17 protein-coding genes and 3 tRNA genes are annotated in these 15,100 nt (G+C 30.3%); 8 read left to right on the forward strand and 12 right to left on the reverse strand.

Annotated elements, in window-relative coordinates:
* Positions 1-2: 2 nt before the first annotated feature.
* From HNP65_RS00410 to HNP65_RS00440, 7 genes are read right to left on the reverse strand one after another with little or no spacing between them, the layout of a single operon-like run.
* Positions 3-1,250 carry a 16S rRNA (cytosine(967)-C(5))-methyltransferase gene (locus tag HNP65_RS00410; protein WP_184618436.1) on the reverse strand — a complete coding sequence of 416 codons (1,248 nt, stop codon included), beginning with the start codon at positions 1,248-1,250 and terminating at the stop codon, positions 3-5.
* Positions 1,247-1,939 carry a zinc metallopeptidase gene (locus tag HNP65_RS00415; RefSeq protein WP_184618437.1) on the reverse strand — a complete coding sequence of 231 codons (693 nt, stop codon included), beginning with the start codon at positions 1,937-1,939 and terminating at the stop codon, positions 1,247-1,249. The genes HNP65_RS00410 and HNP65_RS00415 overlap by 4 nt, the downstream gene beginning before the upstream one ends.
* Before the next feature lie 21 nt (positions 1,940-1,960).
* Complete coding sequence (locus HNP65_RS00420) at positions 1,961-2,614, reverse strand: response regulator transcription factor (protein WP_184618438.1); 654 nt, start codon at positions 2,612-2,614, stop codon at positions 1,961-1,963.
* The gene (rlmB, locus tag HNP65_RS00425; RefSeq protein WP_184618439.1) at positions 2,595-3,311 is read right to left on the reverse strand and encodes a 23S rRNA (guanosine(2251)-2'-O)-methyltransferase RlmB; all 717 of its coding nucleotides are present in this window, start codon (positions 3,309-3,311) and stop codon (positions 2,595-2,597) included. Before rlmB ends, HNP65_RS00420 begins: the two co-directional genes overlap by 20 nt.
* The gene (gene mazG / locus HNP65_RS00430) at positions 3,308-4,063 is read right to left on the reverse strand and encodes a nucleoside triphosphate pyrophosphohydrolase (protein WP_184618440.1); all 756 of its coding nucleotides are present in this window, start codon (positions 4,061-4,063) and stop codon (positions 3,308-3,310) included. The genes rlmB and mazG overlap by 4 nt, the downstream gene beginning before the upstream one ends.
* Positions 4,038-5,021: an AI-2E family transporter gene (locus HNP65_RS00435; RefSeq protein ID WP_184618441.1), complete on the reverse strand. Its 984-nt coding sequence runs from the start codon at positions 5,019-5,021 to the stop codon at positions 4,038-4,040. Before HNP65_RS00435 ends, mazG begins: the two co-directional genes overlap by 26 nt.
* A 2-nt stretch (positions 5,022-5,023) precedes the next feature.
* Complete coding sequence (locus HNP65_RS00440) at positions 5,024-6,253, reverse strand: hypothetical protein (RefSeq protein ID WP_184618442.1); 1,230 nt, start codon at positions 6,251-6,253, stop codon at positions 5,024-5,026.
* Positions 6,254-6,322: 69 nt separating this feature from the next.
* On the opposite strand from HNP65_RS00440, the gene HNP65_RS00445 reads away from it, so the two are divergent.
* Together HNP65_RS00445 and HNP65_RS00450 are read left to right on the forward strand one after the other, a co-directional pair.
* Positions 6,323-7,510, forward strand: coding sequence for a hypothetical protein (locus tag HNP65_RS00445; RefSeq protein ID WP_184618443.1), 1,188 nt, complete (start codon positions 6,323-6,325; stop codon positions 7,508-7,510).
* Positions 7,511-7,642: 132 nt separating this feature from the next.
* Positions 7,643-7,780, forward strand: a complete 138-nt coding sequence (locus tag HNP65_RS00450; protein WP_184618444.1) for a hypothetical protein — start codon at positions 7,643-7,645, stop codon at positions 7,778-7,780.
* Positions 7,781-7,816: 36 nt separating this feature from the next.
* Here HNP65_RS00450 and HNP65_RS00455 read toward each other — a convergent pair whose 3' ends face one another.
* Together HNP65_RS00455 and HNP65_RS00460 are read right to left on the reverse strand one after the other, a co-directional pair.
* Positions 7,817-8,113, reverse strand: coding sequence for a hypothetical protein (locus HNP65_RS00455; protein ID WP_184618445.1), 297 nt, complete (start codon positions 8,111-8,113; stop codon positions 7,817-7,819).
* Positions 8,114-8,154: 41 nt separating this feature from the next.
* On the reverse strand, positions 8,155-8,676 hold the full coding sequence (locus tag HNP65_RS00460; RefSeq protein ID WP_343043460.1) for a transposase: 522 nt from the start codon (positions 8,674-8,676) through the stop codon (positions 8,155-8,157).
* A 367-nt stretch (positions 8,677-9,043) separates the two neighbouring features.
* Here HNP65_RS00460 and HNP65_RS09915 point away from each other — a divergent pair, with 367 nt between their 5' ends.
* Both HNP65_RS09915 and HNP65_RS00470 read left to right on the forward strand, forming a co-directional pair.
* Positions 9,044-9,169: a hypothetical protein gene (locus HNP65_RS09915; RefSeq protein WP_281364547.1), complete on the forward strand. Its 126-nt coding sequence runs from the start codon at positions 9,044-9,046 to the stop codon at positions 9,167-9,169.
* A 152-nt stretch (positions 9,170-9,321) separates the two neighbouring features.
* Positions 9,322-10,011: a DNA alkylation repair protein gene (locus HNP65_RS00470; RefSeq protein ID WP_184618447.1), complete on the forward strand. Its 690-nt coding sequence runs from the start codon at positions 9,322-9,324 to the stop codon at positions 10,009-10,011.
* A 106-nt stretch (positions 10,012-10,117) separates the two neighbouring features.
* On the opposite strand, the gene HNP65_RS00475 is transcribed toward HNP65_RS00470, so the two are convergent.
* From HNP65_RS00475 to HNP65_RS00485, 3 genes are all read right to left on the reverse strand, one after another.
* A tRNA-Phe gene (locus HNP65_RS00475) sits at positions 10,118-10,193 on the reverse strand.
* A gap of 15 nt (positions 10,194-10,208) precedes the next feature.
* Positions 10,209-10,283 (reverse strand) — tRNA-Val (locus HNP65_RS00480).
* An 8-nt stretch (positions 10,284-10,291) separates the two neighbouring features.
* A tRNA-Glu gene (locus HNP65_RS00485) sits at positions 10,292-10,367 on the reverse strand.
* Between the two features lie 213 nt (positions 10,368-10,580).
* Here HNP65_RS00485 and flhA point away from each other — a divergent pair.
* From flhA to HNP65_RS00505, 4 genes are read left to right on the forward strand one after another with little or no spacing between them, the layout of a single operon-like run.
* Entirely contained in the window at positions 10,581-12,632 is a 2,052-nt protein-coding gene (flhA, locus tag HNP65_RS00490) for a flagellar biosynthesis protein FlhA (RefSeq protein ID WP_184618448.1), read from the forward strand.
* Positions 12,629-13,765 (forward strand): flagellar biosynthesis GTPase FlhF, encoded by a 1,137-nt coding sequence (flhF, locus tag HNP65_RS00495; protein WP_184618449.1) that lies wholly within the window; start codon positions 12,629-12,631, stop codon positions 13,763-13,765. Before flhA ends, flhF begins: the two co-directional genes overlap by 4 nt.
* Positions 13,737-14,570 carry a P-loop NTPase gene (locus HNP65_RS00500; RefSeq protein ID WP_184618450.1) on the forward strand — a complete coding sequence of 278 codons (834 nt, stop codon included), beginning with the start codon at positions 13,737-13,739 and terminating at the stop codon, positions 14,568-14,570. Before flhF ends, HNP65_RS00500 begins: the two co-directional genes overlap by 29 nt.
* The gene (locus HNP65_RS00505; RefSeq protein WP_184618451.1) at positions 14,567-15,100 is read left to right on the forward strand and encodes a PilZ domain-containing protein; all 534 of its coding nucleotides are present in this window, start codon (positions 14,567-14,569) and stop codon (positions 15,098-15,100) included. Before HNP65_RS00500 ends, HNP65_RS00505 begins: the two co-directional genes overlap by 4 nt.

A 15,100-nucleotide genomic window follows, 5' to 3' on the forward strand; every position in this document is an offset into this window, starting at 1 on the left:
AATCACTCCTTTATCTTTCTTAATATTGAAACATAGAATGGTGTTAAAGTTTCGTCAGGATAAAATAAAGCGCCATATCCATCCCAAATATATTTTATATTGAATCTTTCTAATTTTTCTCTTATATCAACAAATTCTGCATAACGTGAAAATTCTTTAACTACTTGTGTGTTTTCTTCGTAAGTAACGGTACAAGTTGAATAAATCAAAAGACCAAATTTATTTAGATATTTCCAAAGGTTTGAAACAATCTTTTTTTGTAGTTTCGAAAGTTCTAAAATGTTATTTTTGGATTGACGTCTCAATACTTCGGGATTTCTTCTACCTGTACCAAGACTTGTACATGGGGCATCAACAAAGATTTTATCAAATAAATTATCTAACTTTAATTTCGAAGCATCTTTGCACATTATTTTTTTAGGAAAAAGCCCCAATCTTTCAAATTGCTCCTCAAGAATACTAATTTTAGACTTTTCATAATCATTTACGTATAAATTAACATTGCTAATTTCTAAAATATGTGTTGCTTTTCCACCAGGCGCAGCACAAGCATCAAGAACATTTTCTTCATTTTCATAATTCACTAATAAGGGGATAATTTGTGAAGATTCACTTTGAAATGTTATGTATCCATTTTTATATTCTTCTAATTTCCAAGGGTTAGTTTCAAATCTTTCAAAAATAATACCTACAGGTGAATGAGGAGTAAATGTTATATTTTCCAATTCTAAATTCTTCCTATTTATTTTTCTCATATTTACCCTTGCTGTAGTTTTTAATGGCTTTTGATTATATTCTAACATTTTTAAAAGATAATCATTTGGAAGAAATGTTTTCCAGTATTCAATCAACCATTTTGGATGTGAATATTTAAGATATAATTCTTTAGGTTCAATATACCCAGTTTTTGCAATTTTTCTTAAGACAGCATTTACTAATCCTCTAAACGATTTTTTCTCAACCAATTCCACACAGTTATTAACTACAGAATAAGAAGGCTTGTTAGTAAAAATAAGTTGATATGCCCCAATTCTTAAAATGGTTCTTATAGAAGGGGGAATATCACGCTTTTTTAAGAATGAATCAATTATCCAGTCAAGATATTCCTGCTTTCTCAAAACTCCAAAAATTAAATTCTTAAAAAAAGCTTTCTCCTCCACATAGGAGAAAGCCTGATAGAATTCAGATGAGAATATTCCTTTTCTAAATTTTTTCCTCAAAAGCCGGTACGCTATTATTAGATCATTCAATCTCTGTTTCCTCCCAAAAAACCTGCTATTAAAATCATTCTAAGTAATTGCAAAAATGCCATCAATGTTCCAGCAACATATGTCATTGCGGCAGCCCCTAAAACTTTTTTAACACCTTCAAGTTCATTTGGTGACATCATAAGATTTGTACGTAGGATTTTTACTGCACGATTACTTGCATCAAATTCAACCGGAAGTGTTATTAAGGAAAATATCACAGCAAGAGAAAATAATAACACACCGATCCTAATCAAAGCAATGTTCATAAATATAAAACCTGCAATAAATAATATCCAAGATAAATTAGATGCAAAAGATACAACTGGAGCAATTCCAGTACGGATTACCAAAGGTACATAATGTCTAGCATGTTGAATAGCATGTCCGATTTCGTGGGCTACCACTCCAAGAGCAGCAATAGAGTTTGAATTATATGTTGCATCAGATAACCTGACAACCTTAGTTCTTGGATCATAATGGTCTGTCAAATGCCCCGGAATTTTCTCAATTTTTACGTTGTATAATCCAGCTGATTCAAGCATGTACTTTGCTAGTTGAGCTCCTGTCATATTTAATGATGATGGGATTTTCGAATATCTTGAAAATCTTTCTTGAACGTAGGCTTGTGCTATGAAAGCTAGTAATAACCCAGGTATAAGTATAATGAATGTTGGATCAAAAAAGAACATTTAATCACCTCCAAATAACAATTATGATATAGTATATCCAATTCCCCTGACCGTTTTAATTATGTCTGAGGATAACTTTTTTCTTAAATAGTTTACATATACCTCAACAGTGTTTTCTGAACCTTCATAGGAAATCCCCCACACGGCATTTAATATTTCCTCTTTTGATACAACCCTTCCAGCATTTTTTACTAGATAAGCTAGCAATTCAAATTCAGTTTTTGAAAGATTGATAGGCTTACTCTTAAATTTAACCTCCCTCTTTGAGATGTTTATTATTAGATCCTTAATTTTAATTTCATCATTCAAAGTTATATTTTTTCTTCTTGCAATCGCTTTTACTCTCGCAAATAATTCTTCAAAGTCAAAAGGTTTTACTACATAATCATCTGCACCACTTTCAAAACCTTCAAGTTTATTCTTTTTTTCTGACAACGCAGTTAACATTATAATCCCTGCTGATGGATCTAGCTTTCTTATTTTTTTTGCTACTTCAGTTCCATCTATATCGGGAAGCATAATATCTAATACAACAACATCAGGTTTAAACTCTTGATATTCAATTATAGCATCTTCACCATATTCACAAGTTTTTACTGTACATTTTTCATGCTTAAATTCAAGTTCAAGTAACCTTCTTAGCTTATCATCATCTTCAACTACTAAAATTTTCATTTTGCCTCATCACCTCATAAAGTAATATACCGGCACTAACCGAAACGTTCAGTGATTCTACACTATTTTTCATAGGAATTGTTATTAAACCATCACATTTTTCTTTTACGTTTGGCCTAATTCCAGAGCCTTCATTTCCTAAAACAATAGCTACCGGTTTCCTTAAATCTGTTTTATAATAAACTTTTCCATTAGTATCTGCACCGTATACCCATATCCCCATTTCTTTGATATTTTTTATGAAACGTGCAATATTGGTCGTTTTTATTATATTAATTTTAAAAATTGTTCCTACTGAAACTTTAACCACAGTTGGAGTAACTTGAGCAGAATTCTTTTTAGGTATTATTATTGCATTTGCACCACTTGCAACTGCTGTTCTTATTATTGCCCCGAAATTATGAGGATCTTGTATTTGATCTAAAATTACTAAAAAGGGTTTTTCTAAACTTTCAATAATACCTTCATCTTTATATTCAAATTCTCCAATATCAATAACAACGCCTTGATGCTTTTCCGTATTACTTAACCTTTGCAGAACTTTCTTATTTGCAATTGTAAAAGGTAATTTTCTTTTTTTTACTTCCTCAATTAGATCCGTTAATTCTCCAGAGTTAGTATCCGAAAAGTAGATCATTCTAACTTTAGTATTTGTTTCAAGAATTTCTTTTAGAATATTTCTTCCATACACTTTCATTCTTTTGACTCCTCCCAGTACTTGTTCAGTTCATCAAGTGAAAGATCTTCAAATTTTTTACCATCTTTTTCGATCAATTTTTCCATTTTTTTAAATCTTTTTACAAACTTTTCAGTGGCTTTTCTCAAAGCAACTTCTGGATCAATCTTTAAAAATCTAGATAAATTCACAATTGCAAAGAGTAGATCACCTAACTCGTCTTCGGCTTCTTCACCATTTTTTGCATTTTTCAATTCATCAATTTCTTCATAAACTTTTGAATAAACATCTTCAATATTATCCCAGTCAAATCCTACATTAGCAGCATTTTCTTGAATTCTCCTTGAAAGTGATAAGGCAGGCAATGAATAATTTATTTTACCTATTCTTGAAAAATCGTTTTCTCCCTTCTCTTGAGCTTTTATTTTTTCCCATCTTATGTAAGAAAAATCTTTCTCATTTCCAAACACATGCGGATGTCTCCTTATCAACTTTTCTGATATTGCATCGATAACATCATCAATCGAAAATTTTCCTTCTTCACTTGCAATCTGTGCATGAAAGATAACCTGAAGTAATATATCACCAAGTTCCTCCTTGAGATTATCATAATTTTTATTTTTTATTTCTTCAATTAACTCATATGCTTCTTCAATTAGATAAGGTATCAATGAATCGTGAGTCTGTTTTTTGTCCCAATCACATCCATTGGGACCTCTTAATTGCTTCATTATATTAATTAATTTCTCAAACTTTCCCCCTGTTGTCGCCATAGCTACCTCCTAATATATAATATTTCCAGAATTTCTTTATGAATAATATCGTTGGTATAGCAATTAATATTCCTATAAACCCGAAAAAGTCATTGAATATTAAAAGGCTAATTATGAGAACAAACCAATGAATCTTTAAATTGCTACTTTGAATTTTTGGTGCAAAAAACCAACTTTCAAGCTGATTTACAATTACCAATATTATAATTCCTAAAACTATACCTGTAAATCCTTTTGATGTCCAACCTAGCATTAACATCGGTATTGAAACAATTATTACACCAAGAAATGGTATAAAATCAGTTATAAAAGATAAAATACCCAAAAAAAGGGCACCTTTTATTCCAAAAACAAAACAAAGAAATCCTACAGATATCCCTACAAATAAAGCAACCAATACTTGACCACTTACAAACCTTTCAAAATCCTTGTAGAAACTTCTAAAAAAGTTATATCCTTTTTCTGGATCATACACAAAAAAACTTTTTAAATTTTTCCTCAAATATGCTTTTAAATTAGAAACAGCAAGTGTTGTGACTATTATAAGTATTCCCATTGTTATGATAGATGGAGTGTAAGAAAATAATTGATTCAATACATTTAAAGCAAAATTTGAAATTTGTTTATTAGAATTATTCAAAAAGTCAAGTATCCAGGAAGGTAGTTGTGGATTTCCATTTATAGAAATTTTTGAAAGTTCAGAAAATATCTTTTTCCCTTCTTCCAATATAACTGGTATAAATGTTATAAATGAATAAAAAATTAAAGATAACATTAAAGTATATGAAATCACTTTAGAAAGAAGTTTATTTAACTTCTTTGATAATAACTTTGCTGGAACATCTATAACGATAGAAAAATAAAATCCTATTATAACTGCTCCAAATACAAACGGAGAAAACTTTATTAATATCAAAAATAAAATAAAGTATATTAGAATTAAAAATTTATCATCCATTTTCAATCACCGCTTTTTTTCCTTAGTCTATTTATAAAATTGCTAAAAAAAGAATTTTTAGATTCAACTTTTGAAACATGCTTTTCTTTTAATGCTGTTTCCACCAAATGTTTTACGAATAAATTTAGTATAGCATCTTTAGTAGAATAAGATGGATACAGAATTTTACTGATAGCTTCTATCACTACTTTTAATGTAAAATCAAAACTGTTTAATACATCTCTTTTTAAATAGATAATGTTATCTTTGATATAATAAAAGCTTTTTGAATCAATCCTTTCCAGCATGTTAGTAGATATTAAAACATTTATATCTTTATCTATTGTAGAAAGAAATTTCTTCATGCTTTGAAAATTTTCTTTTTCTTTTTCAGAAAGTTTTTTCTCATCTATTATTTTAAAAACAAAATTTTTAGAATATTTTTCAAAATAATTTTGTATAGTATTGATCCTATTTCCAAGAATATCTCTTTCATTAAAAAGTTCTTCTTTTATTTCTTCAGGAATTTCTATAATTTTATACCCAGATTTTCTTGCATTTTCCAGCAAATGATTGTATTGGATTTTTTCTTTTTTAGTAATAAATAAATAGTTATTTAAAGCATTTAATAATTTTAGGGCATGAATTTGAACATCTTTCCATCTAATTTCATCATGTATATTTGTAGAATTAATAATCTCGTTTGCAAGTTTCATTGCAATTTCAGTATTTTCACAAAGTAAAAGTATATTTTTTAGCTTGTATACAAACGCAGTTTTTTTAAATGGTAAGTCTAGATTCTCTAATTTCTTTATCATATTTTTTGTAGGATTTTTTATATTATAACTATACAGCAAATTATCTTCCTCTGCAACTAAAATCCCCTTTACATAAATTTTTGATCTCTCATTTCTCTCGATTACCTCACCTTCAAAGTTAGATTCAATAACTTTTTCATTTGAAAGATCTTTAATAAAATATTTGAGCTTTTCAAGAATTTTTTCATCTAAATCATTAAAAATAATTTTGCCTGACTCAATAACAGCCGGGGATTTATTAATATCAATTTTTTCTCCTTTGCTGTCAAGAATACTTACTTTACTGTTGGAACTTAAAATATTTATAGGAATACTCGAAGAGGAAATAACTAATTTATTATTTTCAATAGTCATTTCATAATCTTCAAGCTTAGTAAAAACTTTTATTAAAGATTTAAATAATTCAGAAGTTATCATTTCTTTAAAATCAAACATTTAATCCCCCCTAGAACATAAAAATTATATCATAAAAAGTATGGTATAATTATTAAGGGAGGTGAATTTATGAAAATCAAAAAATTATTAGTTATATTTGTTTTACTTTTATCGTTGATTGCTATTTCACAAACATACATTAACATTGGAACTATTGAAAGAAACAATGAAAAGTTTTTTGTTTATGAACTTTCACCAGAATTTTCAATAGGGCCAGTCACCATTGGAATAGGTTTCACCAGTTATTCTACTGATGTTGTTTATGGACAAATGTATTATGGTATTCCTAGCTCCACACCAAGTACAAACATTTTGAATGCATTTGTCATAAATACTTTTGCCTTAAACACTGACTTATTCGAATTTAAGTATAGAAAAGTAAAACCTATTACCTTAGCTATGGGATTCAATGTAAGAAAGTATGTTAACCCTAACACTAGAGCATTCGATATAACACTAAAATTTTCGAATTTCTCAGTATATACACATTTACCGTATGAAATATCAAAATATATTCCATTTGAATTTTCAAGATCAGATAGTATATATATGGCAAGTTTAGGTTACAACTTAAGTTCTCTATTAAAAATTGAATCTTACCTGATTACAGATGTTGATGCAACTGTAAGTTATACTGAAGATTCTTCAACACCAGTAAAATACGGTGGAGGAATTGCTACTTACATTCCTATTTTAAATTCCATTAAAATAGGCGGGGAAATAGCTGCTCAATCAGATGAAAGCTTTCAAAAAATTTCAAAAGGGCTCTTTGCTGGAGTGTTTGCAGATTTAGGATTAATAAATCCAATGGGTGGAATATATTACACAATGAATGGTTATATTCCGTTTTTGTTTAACAAAAAATATTCATTGCTTAAATTTAACAGCAATTTACCAAGTATGTCATCAACAAATAACACTTTAGGATATTTTGCAGGTGCTGATATTGATTTTGAACCTTATATAACTGGGGAATTTTATGTTTATGGTTTACTCGAAGAAAGTACACCAGTTGCCGAAGGAAATGTAAGAGTTATTCTTCCAGAACTAGGTAACTTCTCAGGACTTATCATTGACGGTACATATTTTGATGATTCACCATTTGAAGGTGGAAAATTATTAGATGAAAATACAGAAGCAATTTTAAGACTTTCTTACCCATTAATTGGTAATAATTTCGTTGCAGGAATTCAATATAAATGGGAAAGTAATGAGTGGTTTAAGAGTATATTTATAAGTAGTGTTAGTAGCTTTTAAAATTAAAATTCAATAATAAAGCTTAACTTATTAAGCCCCATTTTAATGGGGCTTTTTAAATTTCTTCCAAAGTATAAAGTTTTATTAAATTTTGAGAAATGAAATAACAAAGAGCTAGAACATGCAGAAGTTATGCTAAAGAATATAGAACGTTCGATACTCTTAGCAGATAGAGGGTACTGGCAATGGCAGTTTGTTGAAAAAATGAAAGAAAATGTGAGACTATATGTAAGACCTACGGGAAATAAAGGGAAAGAATTTATGGAGTGACTTACCCAGAAAAATGTGTAAACGGATACAGTCATATTATATCATCTCCTCAAAGCCAAACTTCATTCTCATTATTTGCCTCAGTCTGTACAGATTTCCTCTCACTGTAGGAATTGGTTTCCTCATCCATACATCGTTCAGGTTACTAAATTGGAAAGTATCCACCCAATCCTTCCTTATCCCTTCAAGCCCTGTTTTAACACTTTCTACAGGATTCGTTGTGTAGATGTGTTTCCTTATCTCCACAGAGTAGCCAAGAAACGCCAGGTAGCTTTCCTCCTTTTCCTCGTACCTTCTCCCCATCACCTCATTTTTCTCCTTGACCAGCTTCACGAACTCCTTCCAATATCCACTTCCCTCTTCTTTCGTCGAGCTTACCTGACCTTGTCCAGTATCCTCCTCATTTGTGAATATCCCTTCCCACCGAATCCTCTCTTGAGATTCCTCTTCATATGCACCCAGCAGAGCTGATGTTCTGAATTGGGAAAAAGTTTCTTTACCACCGACGTGATGCCTCTGAAATCATCTGTAACGAATATTGCCACTTTGCTCATGCCTCGTGTTAGCATATCTTGGAACACTTCTATCCAAAATTCTTTGCTCTCTTTTCCCTGCTTGTACCCTTCCATATCTATTCCCAGAGCCACGAAGATGCTCACATCAACAACCTTACCATTCTCATCTCTCAACTTTCCGTGGTATGCATCTATGAAAACTGCAAAAAGCTCTTCTGGAAGTGGAGAAGTTCTGTAGGCATCGAGATGATCATATATGAGATCTGTTAAATCCTCTATGGCTTCCTCCTGGTAAGGTAGATTCAGAGTTTGAAGCGTTGCTCTTACCATCGACCTGGAATATCCGTTGACAAAAAGAGCCAGACGAAAGGAGACTCCAATTCTGAATCTTGGGACTGTCCATTGTTAGGTTAAGAAATCTGTTGTAGAAACCATTTGCATAGTTTTCAGGATGCTGTTGGAGAAATATATCTCTTTCATCTTCTGCGGCAGCGTTAATTATTTTCTGAAGTAAGGAAGTAAGAGAGAAATTACCTGCTTCTTTTTGTTCTCTTATGTACTAAGCAAGTTGTATGAACATATCATGGTAAGGATGCTTGTCTTTTTTCTTCTTGGCATACTATTCACCTCCTATCTCTAGTTTACACATTTTTTGAATTCCCCCAGGGAAAGAAAAATAAATAGATTGATATATAGCAAAGGTGGGAAATAGAATGTTATATAGAAAAAGCTGAAGCGGAGGATAAAGATGAGCGGGATGAATGAAAGGAAGCTAAAGGCACAGATTACACATATGTTACTAGGGCAGCAGTTAACAATGTTAATAGACACACTCTCTGCTCATCCTAAAATGATTAGATTGATTGACAAATAATTTTTACATTGGTCAGGGTGTAATTTATTTTAATTCTTTCAAACAAAAAGGATAAACTAAATTATTGAAACTTTCCCTCAAAATCTATTTTAATTCTTAATATGTTATAATAAAATAAATGAAAACGGAGAAAAATTTAGGATGTGAAAATTATGTTAGAAGAAATCATTAAAGAATTGGAAAATAATTCTAACGAAAAGAAAGCCAAAGCTAGTTATAAATTCTTTAAAGCTTTTCCTGGTGGGTATAGTGAAGGTGATAAATTTTTAGGTTTAACTGTACCTATACAAAGAAAAATAGCAAAAAAATATAAAAATTTACCTTTAGAAGATGTAGAAAAGCTTTTGCAATCAAAATATCATGAGCACAGATTAACTGCATTATTTATTTTAATCCTTAATTATAAAAACAAAAAAGAAGAAGTGATAAATATATATTTAAGAAATTTAGATAGAGTAAATAATTGGGACTTAGTTGATTCTTCCGCCCCATATTTATTAGGACCTTACTTAGAAAATAAAGATAGAAGTATACTATTTGAGCTTGCAAAATCAGATAATTTATGGAAACAAAGAATTGCAATTTTAACAACATTCTATTTTATCAAAGAAAACGATTTTAAAGATACTTTAAAAATAAGTAAATTGCTATTAAATCATAAACATGACTTAATCCATAAAGCTGTTGGATGGATGCTACGTGAAATCGGAAAGAGAGATAAAAAAGTTGAAGAAGAATTTTTAAAAAAATACTATAAAAAAATGCCAAGAACAATGCTAAGATATGCCATTGAAAAATTTTCTGAAGAACAAAGACAAAAAATTCTTAAAGGAATATGGTAAAATTTGTATTTCAAAAAAACTTTTTATAAACAAACAAAAGCCCCATATTCGGGGCTTTTTGACTTAAAAATTAATTTTTAATCAATCTCCAAAAAATAAATCAAACTGGTGGCGAGGGACGGAATCGAACCGTCGACACGTGGATTTTCAGTCCACTGCTCTACCAACTGAGCTACCTCGCCACCTTTAAGAACTCATGGTGGGTGCGGCAGGACTTGAACCTACGACCTCCTGCTTGTAAGGCAGGCGCTCTCCCACTGAGCTACGCACCCCAACCTACTGGCGCCCCCAACGGGATTCGAACCCGTGCCTCTGGCTTGAAAGGCCAGTGTCCTAGACCGCTAGACGATGGGGGCTTATTACTTCAAGATTTCCTCCTTATTTCCTTTTCAACTTCGTGAGCAACCGATAATTATCATATCAAAAAACATTTCAATTGTCAAGCAGAATTTTTGTAACTTTTCTCTGACAAGTAAAAAAATATGTTGTTAATATAAAAAATATCTCTTTATCATATTTATAGAATTTATGGTAAAATAAATATGACATATTTTTTCAGAGGTGATTAAATGGCAAAAGGCACTGATATAATTGTAGCAATAATGATTGCTGCTATTGTTTTATTAATGATTCTTCCAATTCCTGGTTTTTTATTAGACTTTTTTCAACTTTTAAATCTTTCTCTTTCACTAATAATCCTTTTTTCAACAATGTATATTAGAAAAGCACTCGAACTTTCTTCGTTCCCTACAATATTGTTAGTTATAACATTGTTCAGGCTTGGATTAAATGTAGCTTCTACAAGATTAATATTACTTCAAGGCCCAAAATTTTCTGGTAAAGTTATCAGAGCTTTTGGTGACTTTGTCGTTGGCGGTAATTATGTCGTTGGTCTCGTAGTATTTTTAATACTTGTCATAATTCAATTTATAGTAATTACTAGAGGTTCAGAAAGAATTGCAGAAGTTGCAGCAAGGTTTACACTTGATGCAATGCCTGGAAAGCAAATGAGTGTTGATGCAGATTTAAACGCAGGTTTAATTACAGAAGATGAAGCAAGAAAAAGACGTGAAGAAATAAGAAGAGAAGCTGATTTTTATGGAGCAATGGATGGTGCTTCGAAATTTGTTAGAGGTGACGCAATAGCTAGTATAATAATAGTTCTTGTAAATATAATTGGTGGCTTAATTATAGGAATATTGACCCACAAAATGACTGTATCTGAAGCTGCTCAAACATTTACTCTATTTACAGTAGGTGATGGACTTGTAACCCAAATTCCTGCTTTAATGGTTTCTACTGCAACTGGTATATTAGTATCAAGGGCAGCTTCAGAAGATAATCTTGGAAATGAATTAGTAAGAGAATTAAGCGGCGAAAAAAAGGTAATAATCCTAACAGGATTTATCCTTATATTCCTTGGAATCTTTACTCCTATTCCTTTTTCTGCTGCAGTTTTAGGAACATTATTTATGATCACCGGTTTCTTAATTAAAAGCACAACAGAACCTCAACTTGAAAGCGTTGGTGGTAGTGCTGAAATTCCAACAGCTCAAGCACCAAGTGGACCTATTTTAACTACTCCACAGGAAGTATCAGAAATTTTGCAAACTGATACTGTAGAAGTTGAAATTGGATATGGTCTTATACCTCTTGCTGATACATCTCAAGGTGGAGATTTATTAGAAAGGGTAACAATGGTAAGAAAACAAATTGCATATGAATTAGGATTAGTAATATCGCCAATAAGGGTACGTGACAGTGTCTTACTAAAATCAAACGAATATGCTATATTTATCAGAGGAGCAGAAGTTGCAAAATATGAATTAATGCCTAATAGATTACTTGCAATCAATCCAGGAACAGTTACTGAAAAAATACCAGGAATCGAAACAAAAGAGCCCGCTTTTGGACTCCAAGCATTTTGGATTGATGAAAGTAAAAAAGAAGAAGCTAGTAGATTAGGGTATACCGTTGTTGATCCTCCAACAGTTTTTGCAACACATTTAACAGAAGTACTAAAAAGAAACGCTCATGAATTACTAGGCACAAGAGAATTTGAACTACTTGTTGAAGGCTTAAGAAGTAAATTTGAAAAGCTTGTAGATGATCTGTTTAATGTATTAAAACCATCTGATGTAAAAAAAGTTCTTCAGAGATTATTAAAAGAAGGTATTCCTATAAGAAATCTTTCTTTAATATTTGAAACTTTATTAGAATATGGTGAACAAACAAAAGATGTAATTTATTTGACAGAAAAAGTAAGAAAGGCTATGAAAAGACAAATTATTACTCCTTTAATATCACCAGATGGAATTTTACATGCAGTTGCTATTGATAATGAGCTTGAAAAAAATTTGGTAAATCTTGTAAGAGAAAGTGATACGGAAAGATATCTTGATCTAAATCCAGAAATAATGAGAGAATTAATTGAGTCAATTTCTAACTCTCTAGAAAATATTATGAAAAAAGGTTATAATCCTGTATTAATCTGCTCATCAACATTAAGGCCACTTATATCAGATTTACTTTTAAAATTTATTCCAGGTGTTTTTATAATATCATATGATGAAATACCTGAAAATGTTTCTATGCAAATCGAAGGAGTGGTTAGGTTATGATAGTGAAAAAATATGTTGTAAAAGATATAAAAGAAGCACTTGAGAAAATTAAAATTGAGCTTGGAAAAGATGCAGTAATTTTAGGAACAAGAAAAATTAAAAAAGGTGGTTTTTTAGGTATAGGGGCTAAAACTTTCTTGGAAGTTACTGCTGCTGTTGAAGAAAAAGAAGTAGAAAAACAAAAACAAAATGAAAATAAACAAATATATCAGTTACAAGAATTATTATCAAAAAATTCTAAAACTACAACTTCTAGTTCTGAACTATCCGAAATTAAAAAAATGATGTATGAACTAAAAACGATGGTTTCCAGCCAAAAGCCGGACAATGAACCCGAATGGAGTAAAGATCTAAGAAAATCTTTGTCATTTCATGATGTTAATTTTGAAATCATCGAAAAAATTATTGAATATATAAAAATAAAATATGGAAGTATAGACTTCAATGACGAAAATAGTAGGTTTGTACTATCTGAAGTTTTTTTGCCATTTATAAAAACTGAAGTTCCAGATTTAACTGGAAAGGTAATGTTTGTTGGTCCAACAGGTGTTGGAAAAACTACAACACTTGCAAAGCTTGCGGCAAAAATGTCAATTAATAACCACAAAAAAGTTGGAATACTTACTTTAGATACATATAGGATAGCCGCAACTGAACAATTAAAAACCTATGCAACACTGATGGATATTCCAATGAGAGTAGCATATACTCCAAAAGAAGCAAAAATTGAGCTTGAAGCAATGTCTGATTTTGACCTTGTTTTTATAGATACAGCAGGAAGAAGCCAAAAAAATGATCTACAAATGAATGAAATTAAAGCAATGTCAGAAATTATAAACCCAGACTTTATTTTTTTAGTTGTAGGGATGCAGTATAGAAGTAATGATGTAGAATTAATTACTAAAAAATTTTCGACAGTTTCTCCAACACACGTAATTTTAACAAAAATGGATGAAACATCTTCTTTAGGACATTTCTTGAATATAGGTCATTATATAAACAGTCCAATAATCTTTGTTACAAATGGCCAAAGAGTTCCCGATGATATTATGGAAGCAAACAACAAAGAACTCTCTATAATCTTGTCCAGAGAGGTGCTAAATTATGTTAAATCAAGCAAGCAATTTGATTAATCTTGAAAATGTTGTTTTAATTGGTAGTGGAAAAGGTGGAGTTGGAAAAACATTAATTACAGTAAACCTAGCTATTGTTTTAAAACAGTTAGGGTATAAAGTATTAATATTTGATTTAGACGTTGGTTTTACAAATTCTGATGTTCTTTTAAATGTGCATCCACAATATTCTATAAACGATCTATTACTAAATAAATGTGAAAGGGAAGATGTAATCTGTTCAACAGAATATGGTGTAGATCTTGTAAGTGTAGGAAGTGACATTGAATCAATTTTCAACTTTAATCCAGAAAATACTAAAAACTTTTACATAAAATTTGCACAAATTGCAAAAGATTACGATTTTACACTCATAGATCTTCCACCTGGTTATAATAACAACTACGCTCCGTTTTTTAATAGTGCTACACACACTATTACAATCACTACTACACATCCTACTTCTCTTGTAAACTCATATACTTTTGTTAAAATTTTAATACACAAAGGTGTCCCATCTTCTAACATACACTTAGTTGGAAATAACGTTGAAAATTATAACGAATCTCTTGAAAATCTTAAACGTTTTTCATCGGTTTTAGAAAAGTTTACAGGAGAAAAAATGGGATCACTTACAATTATCAAAAGACATAATCTTGTAGAAAAAAGTGTTTTTAATAGAAAACCTTTTGTCATTGATCACCCTAAAATACAACCAACTTTTGCCCTATACAGAATTGCGTCTATTTTAACAAAAAAAGATATTTCATACAAAGAAAACATATTAGACAAAATTCTCTCTTTTTTCAGGAGTGAGCATGAATGACCATTATTGAATTTATAAATAAAAACTTGAGTGGTATATATTTATTAGCAAAGGATCATAATAAAAATGATTATCAAGTAAGACTAATTAATATCCAAAAAACTGGAATTGTTGAAATAGAAAGCAATGATCTGTTCAATATTGGAAAAACCTTGCAATTAAATATTCCAGTAAAAGAAGCTCTATTACTTATTGTTGGTGAAGTATTTGATATTAAAGAAAAAAGATATTTTTTAAAAACTCATGAAAAAGTCGGAATAATTCAAAGGCGCAAAGAAAAAAGATATCCATATTTTAAAAGAGCTATTTTTTCCAATAACAAATTACTTATAATTGATGTCTCAAAATCTGGAATGCAAATTTTTTCAGAAAAAGAAATGGAATTAAAATCAAATTATGAAATAACAATCGATGATAAAAAAATTAATATTATTCCTATGTGGAGAATATATGAAGAAGAAATATATAGAATTGGATGTAAAGTCTCCAATGAATCTTTAAACTTATGGAATAACATACTAAATATTTAG

This window comes from Thermosipho japonicus, from assembly GCF_014201655.1.
GTDB classification, from domain to species: Bacteria; Thermotogota; Thermotogae; order Thermotogales; family Fervidobacteriaceae; genus Thermosipho; species Thermosipho japonicus.